Below are 23,171 nucleotides of genomic sequence, written 5' to 3'. Positions count from 1 at the left end.
GCCTGTCTGACAAAGCGTTCGTACACACGCGAGGCGGTGTCAGTAATCGATAAAGAAACTAGCTTTCCTGTGACGGATGCGTAAAAGCGCTTCACCGAAAACAGCCAGGTTTCATATCCTTGTCCATTGATCTGTTTCGAATACGATTTTGATATAAGGAAAAAGTGATGGTCTGGCCCGAAGACGAAGTTAAGATAAGCTTGTCCTCGCTTGCCGCTGCGTTTACTGATTCGCTTATCGCCTGGCCGATCCCTGAATAAAATGATTCCAGCTCTTCCATCTGGACACCGCTTTGTACCGGCGGAGATAAAACCTTTATAAGAAGTGGAGAAAAGCTCGCCAATACGATAACAATAGACATTGCTATCAATGCTTCAAGAAGCGTAAACCCTTGCCGGCCCATTTTCATTGTTTCCTCACATCGCATTCTCTGTAGGTTCTACCGTTCTTTCCTGTAAATTCAATGCAGAGCCCTCCTTCTAGCATCCTCCATTGAAATTCAGCTGTTTGTCCGCGGATAAAAGAAGAACCCCCTTCATCACCGCCCCAGGCTTCAATGGTCATTTTGTTGGATAAAAGCTGTAAAGCCTCCCTTTCCTGCTTAATTGTAAAACGTTCAGTATACAGGGCGTGCAATGCAAGGCCGACACCACTGATAACGATTGAAAACACGCTTAAGGCAAGGAGTGCTTCCAGCAAAAAATATCCTCTAGAATTTTTCAGCATAGAACCTTCCTTTTCCCAGCAGAAAAACCATTTTATATTTGCCGGCTTCCGTTTTTATGATCAGTGTTCCTGAATTGCTGATGTTTCCGCTTTTGTTATAAGTAATCTTTAACGGCATCGTGGACGATTCAAATCTAATTTGTTTGGGGTAATTAACGTTCTTATGCAAGTCGTTCATGGCCGTGGCAATAATATAGCGATTCTCATCGGGTAAAATATGCAGATGCATGACCTTGTGATCATTTATCGCTGTTCGTTGGGTGAAGTATAAATCGCGTTTGAACTGCTCCAGGAAAAAGTGTACTTCTCTGCCTTTATAGTATTTCTGTAAGGAAACAGAGGCAATGCTCAAAAGAATACTTCCGATGGAAAGAACAATGAGCAGCTCCAGCAATGAGTAGCCGCAGACCCATTTAATCCGCCGCTTCAACTACCGTCCCGCCTTTTAGTTCAAGAGCATTCCCGTTCGGGCATTTAACCGTATCCACATAACCTTCTGATACCAATGTATTTAAGTCCGTGAGTTTCTCCTCTTTATCCGCTTCATAAGCACCTACTTGTCCCTGAACAAGGTCAAGTGTTGCCCTGCATCCAAGGTTCTTTGCGACTCCAAGGTTCTTTGCCATGCTTGGAAGCGCGATTAGGAGCAACACTGAAATGATGAGCAGAACGATCATCATTTCGATCAAAGTAAAACCTTTTTCGTTGATTCTTTTCATTTGGCTCTCCTTTTTTATTGAATAGAATCCATCATTTTAAACATCGGAAGGAGCATCGAAACAAACATGGCAAGAATCATGCTTCCGATAAATAAAAACAGCACCGGTTGAAGAACGATGATGTATTTTGCCATTCGTTCTTCTGCATAACTGATCAATATTTCACTGTAAGCAATCAATTCTTTTCCGAGCGATCCGTAAGATTGCCCATGTGCAATAATCATAGACAGCTCAGGAACAAAGTATCGTTTTTGGGCAACAATATCTTCAAACCTTAAACCGTTCACAAGCTCCTTTTTCATTAAGGCCGCCTCGGTCTGAAAAAATCGCATGTATTGACTCTGTTCGAGGATCTTCAACGCCTCATTGATTGCCAAACCGCCTTTTAAAAGGCTGCCGAGCTGAATGGAAAATTGGTGGGTGATCAGGACGATAACGGTCCGTTTTAAAACGGGAATCCTTAAGAGCAAAGAGATTCGCCTGGAGGGAGACATTTTCTTCGTGAATGTGAAATACAATAGCGCTGCACTGACAATAAAGGCAGCGAACATAAAAAAGAGGAACGGAATTTTTTTTAGGATGGAGATCATCACCATCGTAAAGTAAGGGAATTTGATGTCTAAGGAGGAGTATAAGGATAAAAAGTGTGGGATCAGCATGCGGAACAAAACGAAACAAATACACAAAACGACAACGAACAAAAAGATGGGATACCATACAGCTTTTATGAATCGTCCTTTCATTTCTTCCTTCTTCTGAAGCATTTTACCTCCTTCCATTACACTGAACCGCAAATCACCATGTTTTTCAGACAGCTCCAAAAACCCGAGCACATCGCTGCGAAAAATTCTCATTTGCCAAAGCTTCGTGAAGAGCATAGCCTCTTTTCAGGCAATCGTACACCCTGTGAAGACCGTCTTGCATCCAGCGGTTCTGATGGAGCTTAAGGATAGAAATCGCTTTAGGCAAAGAATAACCCTGCTCCATCAGACGGCCAAGGCGCAACAAAAAATCGCCCTGCTGTCTGTTCGTCCATCTCCTTCCTCTGCTCACAGCCGGACCACCCCCCACCTCTCAAGACTCTGGGAAGGAAGAAATCCTAAAGCGATGCCTTGTTTTATAAAATGATTCAATGTTCTGGTCTCATCCGGCCGATCCGAGTTGCCTCGAACCCACTCAATACCTTTTTCCAGCCCGGATCCTGACAGCAGTTCATAAATACCCATTCGTTTATTTTTTCTTCGTATGAAACATTGCGTTTCGCAGGCTTCACTGCAATAGGGGCAGCTCACCGATAACAACCGCTGAGCAACAATCCCGAGAAGTGTCTGTTCTAGTTCCTGCACAGTGACACCAAATTCAATCAACCGGTACAAGCAGCCTAGAGCATCTTCCGCATGGACAGTCGAAAGCACTAGATGCCCGGTCATTCCTGCCCGGATAACGAGTTTAGCTGTCGTTTGATCCCGGATCTCGCCAATCATGATCACATCCGGATCGTGGCGAAGGATAGATTTAAAGCCCTCTCCGTACGTTATTCCTGCTTTTTCATTCACTTCCATCTGCAAAAACAGATCGATTTTCTTTTCTATTGGATCTTCAAGAGTGAGGATGTTGCGCGTAGATAGGGATTGGATATGCTGGAGAAGAGAATACATGATCGTCGTTTTTCCTGAACCAGTTGGTCCTGAAAAGAGAATAAGTCCGCTTGCCCTGTGCAAAAGAGCATGCAGTCCTTTCAATGAATCCGGAAACAATGCTAATGATTGAAACTCAGCGGGATGTGTTTGGGGAAGCAGCCGGATGACGAGGCTTTCGTGAAAGGCCGTTGGAAGTGTGGACAGCCGGAGATGAAGGAGCCGGTCCTGTAGAGCGATGTCCATCGAACCGTCCTGGGGCCTGCGTCGTTCACCGATGTCCATTCCAGCTTTAAATTTGAAATGGGAAAGAAGTCTTTCAAAAAATCCGTAGGGCAGTTCTTCCACCTGATGCAGCCGGCCATCCACTCTGAACTGGATCAGGCCTTTTTCCCTTAGAGGGACAAAATGAATATCGGAAGCATTGGTGCTCGCTGCGAGTTGAAGGAGTTCATCACTTTTCTTTTCAATGGGCAACGCGTTATCACCTTCTTTCTTATCTTACAAGTAAATATACGGCAACATCCGCTACATTCCTTCAAAAATTTTACACTTGCATGCATAAAATTTTCGACAATACCCATACTAAAATTATTCCGATGGGCTATAGCCAAGTGGTAAGGCAACGGACTTTGACTCCGTCACTCGTTGGTTCGAATCCAGCTAGCCCAGCCATCTTTTACGAAGAACACCTGCCATGTGTTCTTTTTTTGTTTTCCAAATCCAGTTAGAATGGCATTTACAATCGAGTAAAAATTCATATATAATACAGAGGGAATGAGTTCTTCGGTGAAAAGGGAGGGATACATATGGCAAGAATGTACAAGGTTTTGGGCTTTTGGACCGGTATTATCGCAGTAATGGCCTATCTTGGGGACTTAACGAACATGTCACTGCTTTTTTTGGGCCAAACCATTTTGTTTGTTTCACTAAGCTACTTAAATTTATCTGAGCGTATGTATATTTACATTTTCGGAGCTTATTTAACAGTCTTTTTTGTCGGTTTTACATACTGGACGACGTTCATGATGACTCCCGGAGCGGGCGGTCATTAAGAGATGCGCAAGCGTCCCTGGCGCTGAGCTAGACATTACTTCTATGCAAAAAAGAAAACGGTTGCCGTTTAGCGGCAGCCGTCTTTTTTTTGGATAAGAACCTGAAAATATGAGCTGATGGAGTCCTCCATAATCAATGAACGAATGGCTCTGTTCTTTTTATGAACGGGTGAAAAGGGATCCAGGCTGCTGGAATCCTGGAGCAGCTCCAGTAATCCGTTCTCGAGGAGAAAACTGGACTGGCCATGAAAACAAGCGGTTCGAAACCCCGCTTTTTCACCCATTGCTTTTACACAGTCCCAATGGATATGAGACGTAAGATCCATTTCTCCAGGAAATTTCAGCGGATCGTTGATTTGCTGATGCCGGTAATAGCCTCTCAGGCTTCCGTTCAGAAGTTGAGGCATTCTCCATTCTTGCCTCGTATATCCGTAGTCGACGAATATAACGGCTCCGTCTTCAACCCAGCCATAAAGAGCAGTAAGCCAGTTTGTCATAGCCAGCGGAATTTCTATAGTCTGTCCGATTGAGAGGTCTCCAAGATGTTCATCGATCCACATGAGGAGTTCCGTATTCTGCAATGGCTTTTCTAGCTCCATAAGGTTTCCTTTATTGTCGATGGATACCATGATCTCTGCCATACCGTCAACCTCTTTTTTAACCACGTCAACCGGCATCGCATCAAGGAGTTCATTGGCAAATAGGATTCCTTGAAAAGATGAACGTACAGCTCTCATAGCATCGATCGAGTCAAAATGGGTGACAGGGCCCTCATAAAACCTGTCCTTTATTTTCCTTGTGTGAGAAGGGCTCGATTCAACTGCGATATACTCCAGAGGCGGATAGCCTTTGGCCTTCCATTCATTGAGAACATTTTTTGCAAACCGCCCGTCTCCTGCTCCGATCTCACATACGACAAATGGCAGCTGCTGTTCCTGAAACATGCGGTAAAACACATCCGCCCATACGGCTCCAAACACTTCTGAAGCTGCACTGCTTGTATAAAAATCTCCGTTTCTGCCGATTTTCTCCCGTTCCTTCTGATAATAACCGAGTTGAGGGGTGTAAAGAGCCAGGCTCATATAGTCGGAATATGAAATAGCCTTATCCGGAGAGCTCATAATCCTCTCCTTGATGACAGAGAGCATGTTAAAAACCGCTTAAGAAAGGATTGGAGTCCATTTCTGCACCGATGGTTGTCTCCGGTCCGTGGCCCGAGAGAACCATTGTTTCCTCAGGAAGATTCAAGAGCTTATCGTGAATGCTCTTCAACAGGAGAGCCTGATCTCCCCCATATAGATCAGTTCTTCCAATACTGCCTGCGAAAAGAGCATCTCCAGAGAAAACGGTCTCCGCACTTGATACATAATAGGATACACTCCCTGGTGAATGTCCCGGCGTCTCAAGCACATGAAGGGCGAAACTGCCGATTTTCAGCTCTCCCTCCCCAGGAATCAGGTGATCCGCTTTCTTAGCGCTAATATTCTGCATAAAATGTGCAGACCCGTTCTTGTTCGGATCGACCAGCCAGTCCTTTTCCTTTTTATGGACATAAACTGGAATATTCCACTTTTCCCTGACATCATCCACAGCTCCGATATGATCGAAGTGGGCATGCGTCAACAATACTGCAAGCGGCTTTACTCCCCTTTTTTCTATTAACGAAATAATCTTTTTGCTCTCACTGCCCGGATCAAAAATTATGCCTTCCTTCTTCTCGTTCCATAAAATATATGTATTCTCCTGAACTGGTCCGACCGTCAGCCGCTCCCATTTCATACGTATCCCTCCATTGCATTCTATTTCCCCCTATTTTACACTAAAATAAAAAAAGATGCGGAGGTGATGGCTTGTCGCTTTTTTATGGAATCGAGATGAAACCCGCTGAGAAAAAACTCCCTGCCGCCTCGGCCCAGATCGTACGAAAAACGGCGGAACTGGCTAAGGTAATTGACCGCTGTGAAAAGATCGTTATTGTAAAAGCAATGGAGGAAGCACTCGCCTTAAAAGAGTACTATGAAACTCAAAACTTGTTCGAAGAACTGCATCCCTTGCTCTCTCCAGCTCACTTCCAGCCAACCGGCCGTTTTCAGGACTATGGATTTCAATCCGTTTCTCAGCGCCATTATCTTTTTGAAGACACTGTTCTCTCCTTTAGGATAAACAGAGGAACGGACCAGGAGATAAGCATGTTTCTCTTTCAGCTCGACGAACATCTAATCGGCACAGATCAAGAGGATGACGGCTCCAACTACTTTGTTGACAGAGAGGAAAAAGAGCTCATACAAAAATATGCAAGTGCTTACAATGTAATCATTACAGCCCGTTCTTAAAAAATGGAGACTGTACAAAAGTTAACAAAACAAGTAAAATAGTACAAGGCAGTACACGGTTTATTTGCTATACATAGGTAATACAGTAAGAAATTTCATTACTCCAGAGTAAGGGGGCATAGGATATGGCTTTAGCCATTATTTTCGCACTTGTTACAATTTTTGCTGCTTTAGGTTTACTGCGTTCATTAAAAATTAAAAATATGTTAGGTTCCGGTTTTGCATTTCTTACATTTGCCGTGTTTGGCTGGTTTACCATCATGACCTTTATTGATGTGTTCACTGGCGGTGGATCTACAGGCCACTAACCAAACAGCAAAAACCATCGGCGATTCATTCGCTGATGGTTTTTTGTTTATCCCTGTAATTTATTCCGAACACTTTCGAGTTTGGATTTCATGGTCGAATGCTTGTCTCTTCGGTCATCGATCCGGATATTCGTCGCCACCCGCTGAATCCCCTCCTGAAAAGGCGCTTCATGCATTTCTTTAATGACGTTTAATAAAACATCCAGATCGCCTTCCACAATCGTATTCATTGGAGTCAGCTCGTAATTGATCTGATCTTCATATTTTTCCAGAACTCGCTGTATTCCTGCAACATATGAGCTGACACTCGGGGATTCCGTCCCGATCGGTATAACGGTAATATCGATAATGGCCATGTTAACCTCCAGTAAAAAAAAGTTTTGAGAATAGTAACAGTGTATCATGGTTTACACCATAAGAAAAAACCAGCATCTGTGAAGTGCTGGTTCCTCCCTATCTTACATGTAAAGGCTGGCCAGAAAAATGCCAAGCGTATTTTGATAGATTTGCTGAAATTGGGAGAGCGGGAGAGGATTTACACCTATCCCCAATTCGATCGTAAAACCGGGTCTTCGAAACTCCTGGATGAACCAGTCCTTATATCCCGCATAGCTGTCTACATAGCGAACCGCTTTATAACCGCTCACCCGTTGAAATTCCTCAGCGATTTTTTCAGCCTCATCGGGTTCTTCCTTTTCAAAGCCCCAATAAAATTCCTGGCCCTGGGTATGAAGAGCGATCACCCGGTGAAAATTCTCATCGATCGTCAGATTGGCCATCGCTCTCGCTTCTGGTTCTGATAACGGATAATCTCCTGGGTAATCTCTTGGCGCAGGTTCTGCCGGTTTTCGTGCTTTTTCAATCTCCCACCGTGCCGGAAGCTGGTTGTTTAAATCTACACCTCGGATGTTCGCCTTCCAGTCTTTGAAATCAGGATTTTGTTTATTTAATGTCTTAACGAGGCTTCGGTAAGGCTCCGTATCCGGCGGGCCGTGCAATACAAGATCGACACCGTCAGGATCGACCATAGGAACGGCGGAGAGCGTCGTTTGCTCATAAAGGGAGAGCATATTGATTCCCCGAATAGGGACATTGTTCGTCAGCGCCAAAAGATAATCATTTAAGAACACCATCATGATGCCGGTCGTAATCCACTCGTTAGCATGAAAAGAGGCATTCATATGCACTTTCTTTGGTCCTCTTCCCCATTTCAGCTGGAAAAGTTCCTTGTTTAAAACCGACTGACCAAAACAATCCGAGCGAATGAAGGGATAAAGAGAACATAAACGCTGGAGGTCGTTTTTCAGCAAAGTGAAATCATACGGTACACCTGCAGAAACCACACGATTTACTGCTCGTTCCGGAACGTTCACAACCATCCCCTCTTCAAGCAGCTGTGCACTTACCTGCTGATTCATTAAAAACAGCCCATCTAACGGAACATTGTATCTACGGGCGAGAGAGTGAAGGCTGTCTCCCTTTTTTATCGTAATCTTTTGATGAAAATAACCAGGAATAAGCACCGTAGACCCGGGCAGCAGCTGATCGGGGTCCGTTTCCCGGTTGGAATCCAGCAACAGCTGTAAGGGGAGTCCAAATAATTGGCTGTAATAGGAAAAAGTATCTCCCTTTCTTACCGTTATTTTCATAAGCTCCTCCTCATCTTCATGTAACCTCTGCTTTTCAATGTATTCATACAGATGCACAGTCATGTATGAAAAAAACCATGCTGCGCATGGTTTTCGAGAGTACGTGCGATTAAAGAACCGTTTCCTCATGCAGTTTTTTCGCCATCCAGGCGCCGCCGTATACTCCGGCATCATTTCCGAGGGAAGCAATGGCAAATTCCGCTCCTTCTTTGACACGCGGCAGTGCGAACTTATCAAAGTTCTGTTTAACAGGCTGGAGAATTTTGTCCCCTGCTTTTGAAACGCCGCCGCCGAGAACAATTTTCCCAGGGTTGATGGCATTTCCGAGGCTCGCAATCATGAATCCAAGGTGGTAGCCAACAAGCTCTAAAACGTAAAGTGCAAGTTCATCTTTTTTATCTGCTGCATCAAAAACATCCTTGGAAGTGATCCCGCCTTCTTTTTCTTGTTCCTTATGCAGAATGGAATTTGGATACTTCTCAAGCCCTTCCCGGGCGAGACGGCAGATTCCTGTTGCAGAAGCGATGGTTTCAATACAGCCGGTCTTGCCGCAATTACACGGAGCGCCTCCCTCGGGAATGGCTGTGATGTGTCCGATTTCCCCCGCCATTCCATTCGTTCCGTGAAGGATTTTTCCGTTGGCTACAATCCCGCCTCCAACTCCTGTTCCAAGCGTCACACAAAGTAGATCCTTCGCTCCATCACCTGCGCCTCTCCACATTTCTCCGACAGCCGCAAGATTGGCATCATTATCAACAACAACAGGCAGCCCGGTTTCCATCTCAAGCCGTTCTTTCAACGGGAAGTTTTCCCATCCGATATTGACCGCATGATAAATGAAACCGCGGGACAGATCAATAAAGCCCGGCGCCCCCATGCCAATCCCGTTCAGCCTGGACTTCTTTTCGCCAAACTCTTCCAATACAGAGTCGATGCTTTTTGCGATATCTGTCGTGATATTCTTCCCTTTATCCGAGATGTCAGTCGGGATTTCCCACTTCTTGATCAGATCGCCATAGTCGCTGATAAACGCCATCTTAATTGTTGTTCCGCCAAGATCTACGCCTACATACCATTTCTCATCCATAGCTGTCACCCTTTTATCTCAATTTTGCTAGCTGAATTTTTGAACATTCGATTTAATGATTAGGAGCGCCATTCTTAGTTCCTGCTGGTCAATTAGTCCTGAATCATAGAGAGTCCTGATTTCATCCTGCATCATCTCCAGGTCAGCCAACCGATGCCCGGTGTAGACAAATATGCCGAACCTTTTTAAGAGCTGCTGCACATCATATAGCGTTTTCATTTTATCACCCTGATTATTATAGCAGAGACTGACGAAAAAAACCGCTGAAAAGACAGCGGTTTCTTTCAATTTCTTTTAGATGTAACTGTAAAGAGATCACGCAAGTTCTGACTGCATGTAATGCAGCAGTAAAGTTGCGGTATGGCGCAATGATTGAACGTGTGTGCGTTCATAGGCATGGGAAGCATCAATTCCAGCTCCGACCAGCCCATGCTTAATGTCATAGCCTGCTTTAATGGCAGCAGAGGCATCAGAACCGTAAAAAGGATAGATGTCCACACGGTAGTTGACACTATGCTCTTCTGCGAGCTGGACTAAATGCTTGCGCAGTCCATAATGATACGGGCCGCTTGAATCCTTCGCACAGATCGAAACCGTATACTCATCGGTCGCCTGCCCGTCGCCTATCGCGCCCATGTCGACCGCGATGTATTCTACGGTTTCTTTTGATATATTGGAGTTTCCGCCGTACCCGATCTCCTCATTGTTTGAAATCAGGAAATTCACGGTATAAGGAAGTTCAATGCTTTGGTCTTTAATCACCTTGATCAGATGCATCAAAATACCGACACTTGCTTTGTCATCCAGATGCCTTGATTTAATAAAACCGCTCTCTGTGATTTCTACCCTCGGTTCAAAGGATACAAAGTCGCCCACCGAGATACCGAGCTTTTCTGTATCCTCTTTTGTCTTCACCGGCTGGTCAATCCGGACTTCAATATTTACTTCGTCCCTTTTTGCATCTCCGGCATCTTTATAAACATGGACAGATGTTTGATGCATAAGAATCGTCCCTGTATAAATTTTTCCGTCAACAGTATGTATGCTGCAATATTCCCCTTCGACTGCGTTCCAGCGGAATCCCCCGATCATGGCCAGTTTCAGGCGCCCGCTTCCCTTGATCTCTTTCACCATGGCCCCCAGTGTATCCACATGCGCTGTCAGCAAGCGGTGCTTGGAGTCATCCTTTCCTTTGATCGTCGCTATAAGCCCGCCTTTATGGTTAATGTAATACGGAACGTTTTCCTTTTTCAGAAAATCACTCACATAGGAAATCGCTCGTTCCGTATAACCTGACGGACTCGGAATGCTTACTAGATCCTTGATATTCTGCAGTATTTCTTGTTCATTGATCATGATGTGCCTCTCTCCTATAATCGTCTAATTCATCACTATAACAATTTCTTTCCTTCTCATTAAATTCCTTCTTCTTTCTTGTGCTGGCCATGCATAAACATGGAACAACAGTCTGTCCAGCGGGGTGGTTAATTCCTATGAAAATGAGAAATTGGCTTGGTGTCGTTCTGCCTGTTTTTTTTGCGATACTCTTTTTTATGTATCATTTTGGCAAGGAACCTGTCAAAGAAAGTATCATCTTTTTTCCCATTGACACCCAAGTGACCTTCACAAAAGCAAATACAAATGTTTCTTTAGGCGGCTCGACTGCTGAAAACTACACGCTCGATTGGCAAGTATCCTCAGAAACGAACAAGCCTGCTTATCTTCGTCAGGATATCTCCTTGCTGTATGCGAACGGTGTATTAAGCAGCACGATGAACAAGTGGGAACAGGACACCAGAACACTTAAACAGTCGAAAAAAGTGACCGGCAGGAACGATCAATTGGTTCATAGCATCAGCTATCACTATGCTGAAATTCATAGAAATGAGGATACCTACCGAAGCGCACAGGCAATGAGCAAAAACTATCTTTATGTTTTTAACAATGGCAGCTCCTACACTTCTTTCCAAAACGCAAAGAACAGCAAGGATCGTTCTGTAAAAACCAAGCTGGATGTTAAGACCTATCAATATCTTCAAAAGACTTGGATGGGAGCTAAACAGTTCTACAATATAAATGGTGCGAACTATCATGCTGTGGCGCTGAACGATCTGCCCCAATTCCAAGAACGTCCGCTCCCTGGTTTTACACAAGGCCAAACCAATAAAATTATCGGCAGCCTGTGGGAAGGGCTGTACAAAAACTATTTTCTTGGTGTTAGGAAAAGCAATGGCTCAAAGGCAAGCCCGATAGGAAGCAGCATGCCGCTTATCCTGTTCAGCAAGGATAAGACCCATCTTATCGTCCTGTTTAGACTCAAAGACGGAGAGTATATCCAGCTCATTCAATATACGAGATAATAAGCTGATTCAACTGATAAATTGAAAAGGCTCTCCTATAATCTAAAAGACGGCTTCGTGTTTTCAACGATTCACTTTCGCTTGTTGTGAGCCATACCGCTTTCCAGCCAGATTTAGCGGCTGGGTAAATATCCTGGTCCCAAGAATCACCAACATATAAAGGTAGGCCGCAATTCGTCTGTTCTTGAACTTTGAAAAAGATGGCAGGATCAGGTTTTTGCACTTCCATCTCGTCTGAAATGAAGATATGTTGAGGCTTAATCCATTTCGTCAGGTTTAATGCCTCTATTTTTTTTCTCTGGACTGTTTCCGCTCCGTTGGTAATGATGCCGATCAGCATATTACGATCAAAAAGGTCTTGCAGCATTTCGGACACCCCTGCATACAGCTGACAATACGAGGGGATGTACTCTCGGAGACGTTCCTCAAATCCGAGGGCAGCCCTATTTGATTCTGCTTCTAGACCGCATGACCGTAAAGAAGCTATAAACCGTTTTTTCTGATAGGCAAGACGGGAAAGAGCGCCGCACTCATAGTCACCCCAAAAACGGTCGCAGTTTGTTTTGAAAACTTTAAGCCACTCACGCCTCATATTCTCCTTGGCGCAACCCAGAATCATCTGTTCTTCACATAATTCTGAGAAGCTTTGCACAGCGGCAAGTCCAAAAGCACGGTCATAATTAAAAAGTGTATTATCAAGGTCAAAAAAGATTCCGTTTGCTTTCATTCCAAAAAGAAGAGGCGCGAACAGCGCCTCAAAACATTTCCTTCATAAATTTATCCCGCACACCCGGGAACGACATCATTCTGCCAACCGCGAATCTACGGAGCAAAGGGACTCCCAATATGACATTGAGCAGCCGATATCTGTACTGATAACCTATCAGGATCAAGGCAACAACAATGACAAGCTTAAATACAAATCTAGTCACAGAGCATTCCTCCTTGCTCTTACTTTTTGCCTTGATTGTACAAATTATTCCCTGAGCTTTATTCAATATAAAGGGAGTAATCTTCCGGTGTATTAATATTGATAAAATCATGGGGATTCCAATGGCCGGAGTCTTCTGTGATGAACTTCGTATCTACATTCTGCAGCAAACTATACATGCTCCGCTTCCCTTCAGAAAGAACCCGGGTTATGACTGGCTTACAGCTTATATGATACAAAGCCGCAAGCGGCTGCCGGCATTCTTTCACGACAGGCACGACTGCTTGAACACGCTTAGCTGTCGCCGCGGCGGTTAAGAGCATGTCATATATTTCAGTTTTCATAAAAGGCATATCACACGTGATCACCGCATACCATTCAGCCTGCTCACTGCTGTTCATCGCCGTGAGGATCCCTGCCAGCGGCCCTTGTCCTTGTATGTATGATAGATCCATGATCACCTTTGCAGTCGAATCGGACAGTTTATGAGCGATTGAAGGATGCGCGACGAGATCCACAGAGGATACAGCAGGCTTCAAACAAGAGACCGCCCGTTTATAAAAATATTCCCCATCAATACAGGCGAATGCTTTATGAAAGGGAAAGCGCGACGATTCTCCTCCGGCAAGAACTACCCCCTTACACATTTTCTTTAGATCCATAAAATTAGAACTCCTGCTGTTAGTCCCGCTGCTGTGCTTGAAGCAAAATTCACCGCATTGTTCGTGATGACTGACCAGCCTTTTAACTTGTCACATTCCACTCCGCAATGAAACCTCTCTTCCACTTCAGCTCCACATCTCTTACATCTGTATGAAACCTGTACCGTCCCGCCGATTACGGTATCGAGCATATTGCCAAGAAACCCTGCCAAGCCCGCCAGGGAGAAAACGATAAGAGACTGCGTGCCGTTAAAAAACATCAGTGAACCTGCCGCACTGATCAAAAATGAACCGACTGCAGCCGCCGTGAGGCCAAGAGATGACACCGCACCCGATATCCCTCTTTCCACTCGCCTCCTTCTTAGAATGTGGTACGGTTCTGCTCTTGAAAGGACTCCCACTTCAGAAGCCCATGTATCCGCTGCAGCTTCTGCTAAACTGCCGATCAAGAGAAGCAGCCAAAAAGGATGCGGAAATAATAAATAGCCTGCTCCTGCAAAAAATGCACCGCCGCCATTCGCAAGGACTTGGCCGGAATCTCTCCCTTTCGATTCTTTTACGATGGTCCGCATCTGCAGCTTTTTTACTTTTCCCCATTTACTTAAAAGTGAGGAGGTGATAAAAAAAAGAAGGAGCAATCCGAGACCTTTAAAACCAAAAGCCCCGTAAACAACCATTCCCAGTCCCCAGCTGGCCAATCCCCCGCTCAGTGTGAGCATGTTTATTTTATAGGCCGCAAAAACAAACCCGGCCAGGATGAAACCAAAGACGAACCATGCCATCATGATTCCGCCTTATGAACACCTTGATCGGTTACAATCCATTGGACTGGGACATCAAACGGCTCAACCGGTATGGAACGTAAGAGCTGAAGGTCAAAAGCAAGAGAGACCGTACTTCCTTCGTAGGATGCGAGATACCGGTCATAAAAGCCTCCGCCAAAACCGATGCGGTAGCCCTGTGGACAAAAGATTAAGCCAGGTACGATCATCAAATCGATATCAGCACGAGAGGAAAGCTCGGTTTTCGATAAAATTGGTTCATAGAGGTCCATGTATACATTTTCAAGGTCCAAAAAAGAGGTGATTCTGTAAAAATCCATCCTCCGCTCACCATCCGTGCTGCACTTTGGAGCACTGACGTCTTTCCCTTCTTCCCATGCCTTTGTTATAATCCCCCTCGTATCGACTTCAAACTCTCTTGAAACGGTAATTCCGATATGATTTGATTCCATCCATAACGGCAAATTGAACAACTGTCTGGCAATTTCTTTACTTTTCGCTTCATGTGACGCTGCGTCCAGAGTCAGCAGTTTATTTTTCATTTCTTTTCTTAAGTTTTTTTTCGTCTCCATGCCGCATCTCCTCTTGAATCTTCTTATTTCTTATTTCACCAGTTACCGATCGAACGGCAAATGTATAAATACTGTGGTTCCCGTTTCAAGACACTTGTGACCCAGATCGTTTCCCCGTAAGCCTTTACGAGTGGCTTCGCTACCATTAGCCCGATCCCGCTTCCTCCATATTTCTTGTACATACTTTTTTCAAAAAATGTAGTCTGTAATTGCCAAACCTTACCCTGTATAGTTACAGCATACAACTATAAAGGAGTGATACAAAATGTTTATTAAGCTTACAAAGGAACAGAAAGACATGATGATTGGTGATATTCAATCGTTTTTCTCCCAAGAAAGAGATGAAGACATTTCAGAATTTGCTGCACAAAGAGTTCTTGATTTTGTTAAGGAGTCCCTTGCTCCTCACTTTTATAATGCTGCCATCCTGGATGCTAAACATGTGATTGAACAGCAATTTTCCTCCATGGAAGATGAAATACTTACTCTGGAGCGTCCAATAAAAAGATAACGCTCCTGATTTTCGTGAATAAGAGAGTGTCTTGGAATCATCAACATAGACACCTTAACACATAATCCGCCGACAGCAAAAGATGAAATAAGAAAAGCCGCCTAAACCCTTATCTGACAAAGGTTCTGACGTTTTTTCCGTCTATGAATACCGATAAACGTTCCTTAACCTTTTTCAAAACTTAAAAAACAAGTGTGCAATGCAATAACATTTCGCTTCCTGTTGCATATAGATATGGGGAGCATCAACTTTTACCGCTAAAGAATAACTCTGCTTTGACACCCCTTTCAGCAGGGCTATTCTTTAGTACTGTATGATTAAAACCCAACGAAAAAACAAGAAAGCCGCCTAATCCCTTGTCCTGCAAGGTTTTTAGACGGCTTTTCTTCACATTACTTCGTTTCGCGATGCAATGTATATTTTTTTAGTCTTGGGCTGTACTTTTTAAGCTCTAAGCGCTCTGGGTTATTACGTTTGTTTTTCTTCGTAATATAGTTGCGATCACCAGTTTCAGTGCAAGCAAGAGTGATGTTTACACGCATGTATTTTCCCTCCAAACCTTAACCATTTCAAAAATGGCGTACTGCTTTGATTGATTTGTTTCCAAATTAATTCATACTTTAATATAATACCAGACACATTTCATTTCAGCAAGTGCAATTTATTCAAGACGCTCGTAAGCTTGAATATAATCGACAACAACATCCACGAAGGTGGCATGTGACCAGGTTAAAGGGGCAACAGACAGCGGCTCACCAGAGAAGGGATGAAGCTGTTCAGGCAGGACACCGCTCGAAAACGCATGGGAGACCACCCAGTGCATATAATCCCTGCATTGCTTGAGATCATGTCTGTCAGCTGCTGCTGCAATTTTCCATTTGGCGAGCCACAGCGTACAGATCAGCCAGGGATTTCCGGGCACCTTCTCCACTTCATGTGTCTGTTGAAAATAATAATCATTAAAATACCGGGCGACTCCGCCGATCGGTGTTTTGATATACAATTCCCGCTCAATCGCTTCCATCGTCGACCGCACTCTGTCATCGTCGGCAGAAAAAACACCAAAAGCGAACAGGCCATACATGCTGCTTTCGATCGTATAATCTTTCGTTATTTCCCCGTTATCTTCATTGACATAAATCCCCCGGAGGAATCGGCCGGATTCAGGATCATAAAGATGGGTTTCCATGCCTTTTTTTATGCGTTCAGCTCCCGCTTTATACCTTGCCGCCCTGTCATCCTCCCCGAATAGAAGAGCAAAAGAGTGTGCAGCTATCAGTCCGCCATAAACTGCCGAGCACGTAAACGTGAAGATTCCCCTTCTTTCCTCCCACAGATCATAGGATGGTTTAGGAAGGTCCAGCCCTTCATTCATGAACTGAAGAAGAAAACGAGCTCCTGGCCTTACAAGCGAACGATAGAGCGACTGGGCAAATTCGATGTCTCCTGTCTCTTTATAATGCTCCCAGAACGCCCATAATACCAAAGCCGTTTCATCTTCTTGTATCGGCAGCTGTTTTTTGCCATCTTTTCCGACAGTCGGATGCCAGCTTGATCCGATCGAACCGTCCGGATTGTATTTATGGTGCAGAAAGCCTTCCTTTGTCAGTACTTCTGCACATCTTCTATAGAAATTTTTGACCATACCCTGATAACCCGCTTTAGCGATCGCCGCTGCCACCAGCGCACCATCCCTCGGCCACATGTAGCTGTAATGGTCACGGTTATATTGCTGGATATCCGAATCATTGGCCGCCATGATGTAGCCATTCTCATTTGTTTGCGTCCTTACGACGAGCAGGCTCCGCTTATACAGTGTGATGATCTCTTCCTCCAGATCGGTTTCCGCTAAAGTGGATTTATTCACCCACCTTCGCCAATAGATCATAATCTTATCCAGAGTCAGTGACGGGCCGATTTCCTTAATGTATTCATTCAATGCCAGAACCTCTTCCCGGTTCCGGCCGATGGTCATCCAGTAAAAAGCATCAACGCTCTCTTGGCCGCCTATTTCATGTTCTACAGAAAAAGTGCTGTCAACAGATCCTTGGGCGATCGGATTGATATGCAATGCCCCATCCTCAGCATCCTTCCAAGTTCCTTCAGCACTTTGAAACCTTTTGATCCCTGTCGTATATTGTGATATGCCTTGTTCACCAAAAAGAGCATTAAACAAAAAATAGCGGTTCTTTTTATAATGAATGAGCGATTGGGAATCAGGTGCGAAATACGCTGTATCGCCAACCTCTGTTTCATAAATGTTTAAATCCTGATGGAAAAAGAGACGGATCTTCTTTTCCTTATTTGAGGTATTCGTTACTTTTATCCTGCGTAAAAACATGTTTTCACGCTGATGTACACCGTCTTCGCAAACCAGACGTATGCCCATCTGTTTGTTCTCAGCCGTACAGCAGGTAACAAGAGAATCTTTATGGTAATCCGTGTGGATATCCCACGCGCCTGAAGACAGCCAGGAGAAATGGCCATCTGACCATATCCCCACTCTGTTGGCGTGTCCCTGCACATGGTTTTGCTGTCCGACATAAGGATAATAAATGTCTCTTATCTGAAGATGCTGATCAATGTTGACGAGAATTTTGCCGTTTCCGGCTACAAGCTGCCTTGGCATGATCGTTTATACCTTCTGGTACTGCCGGATTTTATCGATGAACTCCGCCGCAGCTTCTTTTGCCTCATCCATGTTCGACCCTTGGGAATAAACCGTGAAAACCGGCTGTTCAACGTCCGGAAGAATAAGAGTCCAGCCGCCTTCCGGATGAAAAACCTTGATCCCGTCAACAAGCTCAACGTTATTGTCCCGTATGTCCTCCATAAGCTTTCTCATGACCTTGCCCTTTTTATCCCACGGACAAGGTACAAATTCCCTCAGCATATTTACATTTGGCAGCAACTCAACCAGTTCTGACAATGCGATCTGCTGTGTAGCCATCATCTCCAGGATATGAATGAGAGCATACTGGGCATCGTACTGAAAGTTCATCACACCGCTGCCTACTTCCATGATGGAACGCGGGTTCGCTTTTGTGCGGATGAGCCTTCCGTTCAGCCGGCCGGCCAGGCTGTCCAGATCGGATGAGCCATAGACGGGGATCGCCATCTCGTTTTGTTTTCCCTCATAAAATGTAACGAGTACGTATAAAGAAAGCATCGTTTCCTCATCGAGCAACTTTCCGGATTCTGTGATCAGGCTGAGCGTTTCCCCTGCCTCACCGACCAAAATTCCAAGATTGGCATTTGTCACTCTCACAAAGGATGCCATTTCCTCGGGTCCAGTCTCTGAAGGAACGGTTAAAAACTCACAATCCAATTTATGAAAAAGAATCGGTATAAAACTCAGATACGGCTGGTGGTTGTAGTTTACAACGATGCGAAACTTTGAATTTCTGATTCTTTTTTTGTTAACGGTCTGCAAAAGGGCTTCGATGTATTCTTCGTTCTTGTAATTGTTGTAGGTGCCTTTCCCGATCATATCAAATGCGGCGCGGCGGTAATCTTCCTGCCAATACGCATTCTCGATCTTCCTTTCCAGATCAGGGTGAATGGGAAGGCCTTTATGGTCATAAAACTCGATGAAGACTTGCTTCTCTCCGCCCCGATTTGAGAATCGGATATAGACGCCGCCTTGAAGATTATCCATCTCGATAGCGAAGCGGACGACCGGAGCAACCGTCGGACTTGTATCAAGGGTATTCACTCCGGCTGACAGCAGTCCCTGGATAAAGGCCTGTTTGATCATACCGGAGAATGAATGGGAATCGCTGGCGATGGCGATATTGCATCCATAAGGCAGCACTGCTCCATAAGCAGAAGCAAGTCTAGCGATATAATCCGGGGTAATTTCTACATTGGCGATCCCTGAAACACCGCGGCTGCCGAATAAAGACTTCGTTGCTTTTCTTCCCCAGATCAGTGAAGTATGAACGAGCGCTTCATCGTAGATCTCTTTTTCCGGCCAGATTTTAACTTCCGGCTTTAAAGTGGACCGTTTTCCGATCTTGCAGTGATTGCCGACAACCGCGTGCTCGTAAATTGCCGCTCCCTGTTCAACCATCGTACCGTTCGCAAGGGTAGCCCCACGAAGCTCACTTTCAGATCCAACGTAGACGTCATGCCATAGGATACTTTTCTTTATTGAAGCTTTTGAGGAAATCACATTATTTCGGCCAATAACTGAATAGCTCTTAATATCTGCTCCCGCTCTGATCACTGTTCCATCGGCAATATGAACAGGGCGTTCCAGCTTTGCACCATCTTCAATGACCACATTGTCTCCCACCCAGATACCCTGATCGATCTCATGGCCTGAAAATGGCAGGTTCACTATGCCGTCAAGCATATCACGGTGTGATTGTCTGTACTGATGCAGGCTCCCGATGTCCGACCAGTACCCGTCAGCAGGATAGCCATACAGCGGACGCTCTTCCTTCATCAGGAGAGGAAACAAATCTTTGCTGAAATCCGTCTGGACATCCTTTTCCATGTACTGAAAGATTTCCGGTTCAAGAACATAAATGCCGGTGTTGACTGTATCGCTGAAAACTTCATTCCAGCTTGGCTTTTCTAGGAAACGGATGATCTCTCCATCCTGATTGGTCATGATCACCCCATATTCAAGCGGGGATTCCACCTGTTTCATAAAGATGGTAACGAGAGAGTCCTTTTCCTCATGGTATCGGATACCCTGTGACAAATCAAAATCAGTCAATGCATCTCCGCTGATTACGATAAATCGTTCATCCAAAAAGTCCTCTGCATTTTTAATGCTTCCTGCGGTCCCGAGCGGTGCCGTTTCCTCAAAGTAATGCAGATTTACGCCAAAATCACTGCCATCTCCAAAATAATTCTTTATGGCTTCTGGCATGTAGTGAAGAGTCACTGCAATATCGGTGATGCCGTATTTTTTCAGCAGCTCTATGCTGTATTCCATTACTGGTTTATGCAGCAGCGGCACCATTGGTTTTGGCAGATTACAAGTCAGTGGACGAAGACGGGTTCCTTTTCCCCCAGCCATAATTACACCTTTCATTTACACACAGCCCCTTATACCGGATTTTTTTGTAAACATTGTTTATACAATGCGCTTGTTTGCTGAGCAATTTCATTCCAGTTAAATACGGTTTCTGCTTCTCTTTTGCCGTTGATGGCGAGAGTGCGCCTTAACTGTTCATCTTGAGCAAGCGTCAGGACTGCCCATGCGAGACTTTCTGGATTACCGGGATAGATTTTAAGCCCGGTCTCTTCATGGCGGATAATGTCTTTCAATCCGCCGGTGTCTGTAACAACGGTAGCTTTTCCAGCCGCCATACCCTCCAGGGCGACTATACCAAACGGTTCATATAGGCTCGGAAACAGGGCAATATCGCATTCAGACAGCAGCCTGTTTCTGTCGTCATCGGATACAAAACCCGTGAAGGTGACATGTCCTTCCAGCCCTTCGTTATGAACCATGCTCCTGTACTCGTCAAGCATCGGGCCTTTTCCAGCGATGATAAACTTGATGCTGCCCATCCGCTGTTTAACAAGATGAGCTGCTTCGATGATCGTCTGAAATCCTTTTTCTTTTACAACACGCCCTACAGAGAATACAAGGATTTCATGTGGATCCTTAAAACGGAATCCCTCGGTGACATCTTCTGTCTGAATCAATTCAGGATCGACGCCATTGGGCAAAATGTGTATCTTTTCTTCTGGCACTCTGAATACTCTAGCCACTTCCTCTTTCATATAAGGGCTGCACACGATTACTTCGCTTGCCTCATAGCAGAGTTCCCACTCTTTTTGATTGATCTCATACTGAAGATCATTATGAATGCCATTATTGCGGCCATGTTCAGTCGCATGGATCGTCGCAATCAGCGGGATGTTCAGTTCGTGCTTTAACCCTTTTGCAGCCACACTGACAAGCCAGTCGTGGGCATGGATGCAATCAAAATTTATTTTTTTGGCAAGCTCTCTCCCCTGATCGGCGATCGCCAGGTTGAGGCTGCCCGTCCAATGGAAGAACTCCTCTGTCTGAGGCTGGTTTGACCTTACTCGATAGACGTGTATTCCTTGGTTGATCTCATGTTCAGGGTATCCATCCACATGGCAAGTGACGACATGTACTTCGTTCCCTTGCCTAACAAGCGTCTTTGCCAGATCAAAGACATGCCTCGCGAGGCCTCCTACGACCATCGGAGGAAACTCCCAGGATAACATCAGGATTTTTTGTTTTTCTTTTTCGGAATGCTGGTTGTATTGCTGCTGTATATAGAGGTCATGTGGAGTTTCAAAATAGCTCGTATCAATGCTTTTTAAAAATGGAAAATCTTTTTCAAAAACTTCGATTGATGCTGTAGTTTGAGGATTCTGCTTGAACAGTTCTTTGATGGTATGAAAACGTTCAATATGGGTTTTAAAACGCTCATTGGCGTATTGTGCCGACGTCTCATTGTCGACGATAAACGCCCAGTCTGAGCTGGCGGCAAGCATCCATTCCCTGATCATCTGTTTAACGTAACGCTTGGCAACAGGTGTCAGAGGAGAATGGAGAGCTACCGCTGAAATGATCTCTCTTTCACATTTATGCAGATGCCGATACATCCACGCGTTTTTCTCATTTAACCAAACCTCGCCGTATTCATTGCGCCCCCATGTTGAAAAAGAGGCGTGGACGGTTTCAAGGTCCTGGTAATGGCGATTAATAAATTCAGTAGGCGTTATCCATTCGACTCTGCCTAAGCTCGCTTGCTGAAACGCAGCGATCCAATCCGTACCCTCGAACCACCAGTGACCGAACAATTCTGCATCAAAGGGTGCCGTGATCAGATGCGGCGGGAAGCATTCGTGTTCTTTTTCGCTGAGACGGGCCTCAATCGTTTCTGTAAAATGCTCCGCATGCTGCTTTACTTTTCCTTCCGCCCATTCACGGACATAAATCTGTTTCTCTTCAACTTGGCCTGTAATGCGGTGATATTTGAGGCCAGTATCAATCCTGATTCCTTCAGGATGGATATGAGGAAGGATATAATCAAGCTCACGATTATAGGCGATATCCCGGTAAAACTCACGGTAATCAACGTCACCTGGATAACCCGTCATTGAGCTCCATACTTTTCCTGATATTTCACGGTTTCTTGGAAACAGTGCGACTCCATGCGGCGAAAAGACGGGGGAACCGATTCCTCTTGCAGATTTGGGGCTGCTGTTCAAGAGCGTTTGTTCATCAACAAATGTGTACAAGATTCCTTTTTGATGCAGCAATTTGTCAATGCCAGGAGTGTAGGCACATTCAGGAAGCCAGAAGCCTTTAGGTTTTTCACCAAAATGCTGTTCAAATGTGGAAATGCCCATGTCGATTTGAGCTTGCAGAGCTTCATGGGTTTGAACATAAGGCAAAAACGCGTGCGTTGCCGCTGTCGTGAAGCACTCCACCGCTCCTCGGGAATGAAAATGCTTGAAACCATTCAGCAGATTCTGATCCCATTTGAAGAACGTATCACGAATACTCTTATATCGTTCACTGTAAAATCGGATTACCTTTGCTTCTTCCCGATCGAGAGAGCGCACCTTTTCTTTTTTTATGAGATTTTCGGTGCTGTCCAAATACTCAAGATATCTCCTCTGAAGGACGGGGTCTGACAGCATTTCCATCACCGGCGGAGAAAAAGAAATATTCCAGGTGAATCCTTCAGGCTGTTGCTCAAGAACCCATAGCAGCGGGATGTAAGTCTCTGTCATTGCTTCGAACACCCATCGTTCTTCAAGCCGGTTGGCCTCTCTATGTTTTACGTAAGGAAGATGGGCATGCAGGATAAATGTGAAATAGCCACTTTTCAT

The 23,171-nt window shown here is 44.9% G+C and carries 28 protein-coding genes and 1 tRNA gene; 6 read left to right on the top strand and 23 right to left on the bottom strand.

What is annotated here, in order from left to right:
- Nucleotides 1-91 precede the first annotated feature (91 nt).
- The 7 genes from ABHN01_RS11585 to comGA are packed head-to-tail and all read right to left on the bottom strand — an operon-like array spanning nucleotide 92 to nucleotide 3,559.
- Complete coding sequence (locus ABHN01_RS11585) at nucleotides 92-409, bottom strand: prepilin-type N-terminal cleavage/methylation domain-containing protein (RefSeq protein ID WP_429875660.1); 318 nt, start codon at nucleotides 407-409, stop codon at nucleotides 92-94.
- Nucleotides 406-726, bottom strand: a complete 321-nt coding sequence (locus ABHN01_RS11580; RefSeq protein ID WP_429875659.1) for a hypothetical protein — start codon at nucleotides 724-726, stop codon at nucleotides 406-408. Before ABHN01_RS11580 ends, ABHN01_RS11585 begins: the two co-directional genes overlap by 4 nt.
- The gene (gene comGD, locus ABHN01_RS11575; RefSeq protein ID WP_290400840.1) at nucleotides 710-1,156 is read right to left on the bottom strand and encodes a competence type IV pilus minor pilin ComGD; all 447 of its coding nucleotides are present in this window, start codon (nucleotides 1,154-1,156) and stop codon (nucleotides 710-712) included. The genes ABHN01_RS11580 and comGD overlap by 17 nt, the downstream gene beginning before the upstream one ends.
- Complete coding sequence (comGC, locus tag ABHN01_RS11570; protein WP_290400841.1) at nucleotides 1,140-1,445, bottom strand: competence type IV pilus major pilin ComGC; 306 nt, start codon at nucleotides 1,443-1,445, stop codon at nucleotides 1,140-1,142. Before comGC ends, comGD begins: the two co-directional genes overlap by 17 nt.
- Nucleotides 1,446-1,459: 14 nt before the next feature.
- Complete coding sequence (gene comGB, locus ABHN01_RS11565; RefSeq protein ID WP_429875658.1) at nucleotides 1,460-2,299, bottom strand: competence type IV pilus assembly protein ComGB; 840 nt, start codon at nucleotides 2,297-2,299, stop codon at nucleotides 1,460-1,462.
- Complete coding sequence (locus tag ABHN01_RS11560) at nucleotides 2,253-2,498, bottom strand: type II secretion system F family protein (protein ID WP_429875657.1); 246 nt, start codon at nucleotides 2,496-2,498, stop codon at nucleotides 2,253-2,255. The genes comGB and ABHN01_RS11560 overlap by 47 nt, the downstream gene beginning before the upstream one ends.
- Nucleotides 2,495-3,559: a competence type IV pilus ATPase ComGA gene (comGA, locus tag ABHN01_RS11555; RefSeq protein ID WP_429875656.1), complete on the bottom strand. Its 1,065-nt coding sequence runs from the start codon at nucleotides 3,557-3,559 to the stop codon at nucleotides 2,495-2,497. The genes ABHN01_RS11560 and comGA overlap by 4 nt, the downstream gene beginning before the upstream one ends.
- Nucleotides 3,560-3,682: 123 nt before the next feature.
- Here comGA and ABHN01_RS11550 point away from each other — a divergent pair.
- Both ABHN01_RS11550 and ABHN01_RS11545 read left to right on the top strand, forming a co-directional pair.
- Nucleotides 3,683-3,757, top strand: a tRNA-Gln gene (locus tag ABHN01_RS11550).
- 134 nt (nucleotides 3,758-3,891) lie between these two features.
- Complete coding sequence (locus ABHN01_RS11545) at nucleotides 3,892-4,137, top strand: DUF2626 domain-containing protein (protein ID WP_062235012.1); 246 nt, start codon at nucleotides 3,892-3,894, stop codon at nucleotides 4,135-4,137.
- 68 nt (nucleotides 4,138-4,205) lie between these two features.
- On the opposite strand, the gene ABHN01_RS11540 is transcribed toward ABHN01_RS11545, so the two are convergent.
- Both ABHN01_RS11540 and ABHN01_RS11535 read right to left on the bottom strand, forming a co-directional pair.
- Nucleotides 4,206-5,258 (bottom strand): SAM-dependent methyltransferase, encoded by a 1,053-nt coding sequence (locus ABHN01_RS11540; RefSeq protein ID WP_429875655.1) that lies wholly within the window; start codon nucleotides 5,256-5,258, stop codon nucleotides 4,206-4,208.
- Nucleotides 5,259-5,286: 28 nt separating this feature from the next.
- Nucleotides 5,287-5,916 (bottom strand): MBL fold metallo-hydrolase, encoded by a 630-nt coding sequence (locus ABHN01_RS11535; protein ID WP_290400845.1) that lies wholly within the window; start codon nucleotides 5,914-5,916, stop codon nucleotides 5,287-5,289.
- Nucleotides 5,917-5,987: 71 nt separating this feature from the next.
- Here ABHN01_RS11535 and ABHN01_RS11530 point away from each other — a divergent pair, with 71 nt between their 5' ends.
- Together ABHN01_RS11530 and ABHN01_RS11525 are read left to right on the top strand one after the other, a co-directional pair.
- On the top strand, nucleotides 5,988-6,470 hold the full coding sequence (locus tag ABHN01_RS11530; protein WP_429875654.1) for a hypothetical protein: 483 nt from the start codon (nucleotides 5,988-5,990) through the stop codon (nucleotides 6,468-6,470).
- 125 nt (nucleotides 6,471-6,595) lie between these two features.
- The gene (locus ABHN01_RS11525; protein WP_290400847.1) at nucleotides 6,596-6,778 is read left to right on the top strand and encodes a DUF2759 domain-containing protein; all 183 of its coding nucleotides are present in this window, start codon (nucleotides 6,596-6,598) and stop codon (nucleotides 6,776-6,778) included.
- A gap of 47 nt (nucleotides 6,779-6,825) precedes the next feature.
- Here ABHN01_RS11525 and ABHN01_RS11520 read toward each other — a convergent pair whose 3' ends face one another.
- The 5 genes from ABHN01_RS11520 to ABHN01_RS11500 form a co-directional block, all read right to left on the bottom strand.
- Entirely contained in the window at nucleotides 6,826-7,134 is a 309-nt protein-coding gene (locus tag ABHN01_RS11520) for an MTH1187 family thiamine-binding protein (protein WP_290400848.1), read from the bottom strand.
- Nucleotides 7,135-7,236: 102 nt separating this feature from the next.
- A complete protein-coding gene (locus ABHN01_RS11515; RefSeq protein WP_429875653.1) occupies nucleotides 7,237-8,427 on the bottom strand; it encodes a M14 family metallopeptidase in 1,191 nt (396 codons plus the stop codon).
- A gap of 109 nt (nucleotides 8,428-8,536) precedes the next feature.
- Entirely contained in the window at nucleotides 8,537-9,514 is a 978-nt protein-coding gene (locus ABHN01_RS11510; protein WP_290400850.1) for an ROK family glucokinase, read from the bottom strand.
- Between the two features lie 27 nt (nucleotides 9,515-9,541).
- Nucleotides 9,542-9,733 carry a YqgQ family protein gene (locus ABHN01_RS11505; protein WP_290400851.1) on the bottom strand — a complete coding sequence of 64 codons (192 nt, stop codon included), beginning with the start codon at nucleotides 9,731-9,733 and terminating at the stop codon, nucleotides 9,542-9,544.
- Nucleotides 9,734-9,829: 96 nt separating this feature from the next.
- A complete protein-coding gene (locus ABHN01_RS11500) occupies nucleotides 9,830-10,870 on the bottom strand; it encodes a M42 family metallopeptidase (protein WP_429875652.1) in 1,041 nt (346 codons plus the stop codon).
- A gap of 137 nt (nucleotides 10,871-11,007) precedes the next feature.
- Here ABHN01_RS11500 and ABHN01_RS11495 point away from each other — a divergent pair, with 137 nt between their 5' ends.
- Nucleotides 11,008-11,874: a hypothetical protein gene (locus ABHN01_RS11495; protein WP_429875651.1), complete on the top strand. Its 867-nt coding sequence runs from the start codon at nucleotides 11,008-11,010 to the stop codon at nucleotides 11,872-11,874.
- Here the strand turns inward: ABHN01_RS11495 and ABHN01_RS11490 are convergent.
- From ABHN01_RS11490 to ABHN01_RS11470, 5 genes are read right to left on the bottom strand one after another with little or no spacing between them, the layout of a single operon-like run.
- The gene (locus ABHN01_RS11490; protein WP_429875650.1) at nucleotides 11,855-12,601 is read right to left on the bottom strand and encodes an HAD family hydrolase; all 747 of its coding nucleotides are present in this window, start codon (nucleotides 12,599-12,601) and stop codon (nucleotides 11,855-11,857) included. The genes ABHN01_RS11495 and ABHN01_RS11490 overlap by 20 nt on opposite strands.
- Nucleotides 12,602-12,629: 28 nt before the next feature.
- Complete coding sequence (locus ABHN01_RS11485) at nucleotides 12,630-12,806, bottom strand: hypothetical protein (protein ID WP_429875649.1); 177 nt, start codon at nucleotides 12,804-12,806, stop codon at nucleotides 12,630-12,632.
- Between the two features lie 58 nt (nucleotides 12,807-12,864).
- Nucleotides 12,865-13,467, bottom strand: a complete 603-nt coding sequence (mobA, locus tag ABHN01_RS11480) for a molybdenum cofactor guanylyltransferase (protein ID WP_429875648.1) — start codon at nucleotides 13,465-13,467, stop codon at nucleotides 12,865-12,867.
- Nucleotides 13,458-14,249, bottom strand: a complete 792-nt coding sequence (locus ABHN01_RS11475) for a DUF92 domain-containing protein (protein ID WP_429875647.1) — start codon at nucleotides 14,247-14,249, stop codon at nucleotides 13,458-13,460. Before ABHN01_RS11475 ends, mobA begins: the two co-directional genes overlap by 10 nt.
- A complete protein-coding gene (locus ABHN01_RS11470) occupies nucleotides 14,249-14,821 on the bottom strand; it encodes a 5-formyltetrahydrofolate cyclo-ligase (RefSeq protein WP_429875646.1) in 573 nt (190 codons plus the stop codon). Before ABHN01_RS11470 ends, ABHN01_RS11475 begins: the two co-directional genes overlap by 1 nt.
- A 265-nt stretch (nucleotides 14,822-15,086) precedes the next feature.
- Between ABHN01_RS11470 and ABHN01_RS11465 the strand changes: the two genes are divergently transcribed.
- On the top strand, nucleotides 15,087-15,332 hold the full coding sequence (locus tag ABHN01_RS11465) for a DUF2164 domain-containing protein (RefSeq protein WP_429875645.1): 246 nt from the start codon (nucleotides 15,087-15,089) through the stop codon (nucleotides 15,330-15,332).
- A 392-nt stretch (nucleotides 15,333-15,724) separates the two neighbouring features.
- Here ABHN01_RS11465 and rpmG read toward each other — a convergent pair whose 3' ends face one another.
- The 4 genes from rpmG to ABHN01_RS11445 all read right to left on the bottom strand — a co-directional run bounded on the left by rpmG (nucleotide 15,725) and on the right by ABHN01_RS11445 (nucleotide 23,171).
- Nucleotides 15,725-15,874: a 50S ribosomal protein L33 gene (gene rpmG / locus ABHN01_RS11460; protein WP_007202187.1), complete on the bottom strand. Its 150-nt coding sequence runs from the start codon at nucleotides 15,872-15,874 to the stop codon at nucleotides 15,725-15,727.
- A gap of 119 nt (nucleotides 15,875-15,993) precedes the next feature.
- On the bottom strand, nucleotides 15,994-17,961 hold the full coding sequence (locus ABHN01_RS11455; protein WP_429875644.1) for a glycoside hydrolase family 15 protein: 1,968 nt from the start codon (nucleotides 17,959-17,961) through the stop codon (nucleotides 15,994-15,996).
- Between the two features lie 6 nt (nucleotides 17,962-17,967).
- On the bottom strand, nucleotides 17,968-20,379 hold the full coding sequence (locus ABHN01_RS11450; RefSeq protein WP_429875643.1) for a sugar phosphate nucleotidyltransferase: 2,412 nt from the start codon (nucleotides 20,377-20,379) through the stop codon (nucleotides 17,968-17,970).
- A 14-nt stretch (nucleotides 20,380-20,393) separates the two neighbouring features.
- Nucleotides 20,394-23,171, bottom strand: coding sequence for a 1,4-alpha-glucan branching protein domain-containing protein (locus tag ABHN01_RS11445; protein WP_429875642.1), 2,778 nt, complete (start codon nucleotides 23,169-23,171; stop codon nucleotides 20,394-20,396).

Origin of the sequence: Fictibacillus sp. NRS-1165, assembly GCF_050468105.1 — a bacterium.
Lineage (GTDB): Bacteria > Bacillota > Bacilli > Bacillales > Fictibacillaceae > Fictibacillus_C > Fictibacillus_C terrinigri.
This window is presented reverse-complemented; position numbering and strand designations above follow the sequence as displayed.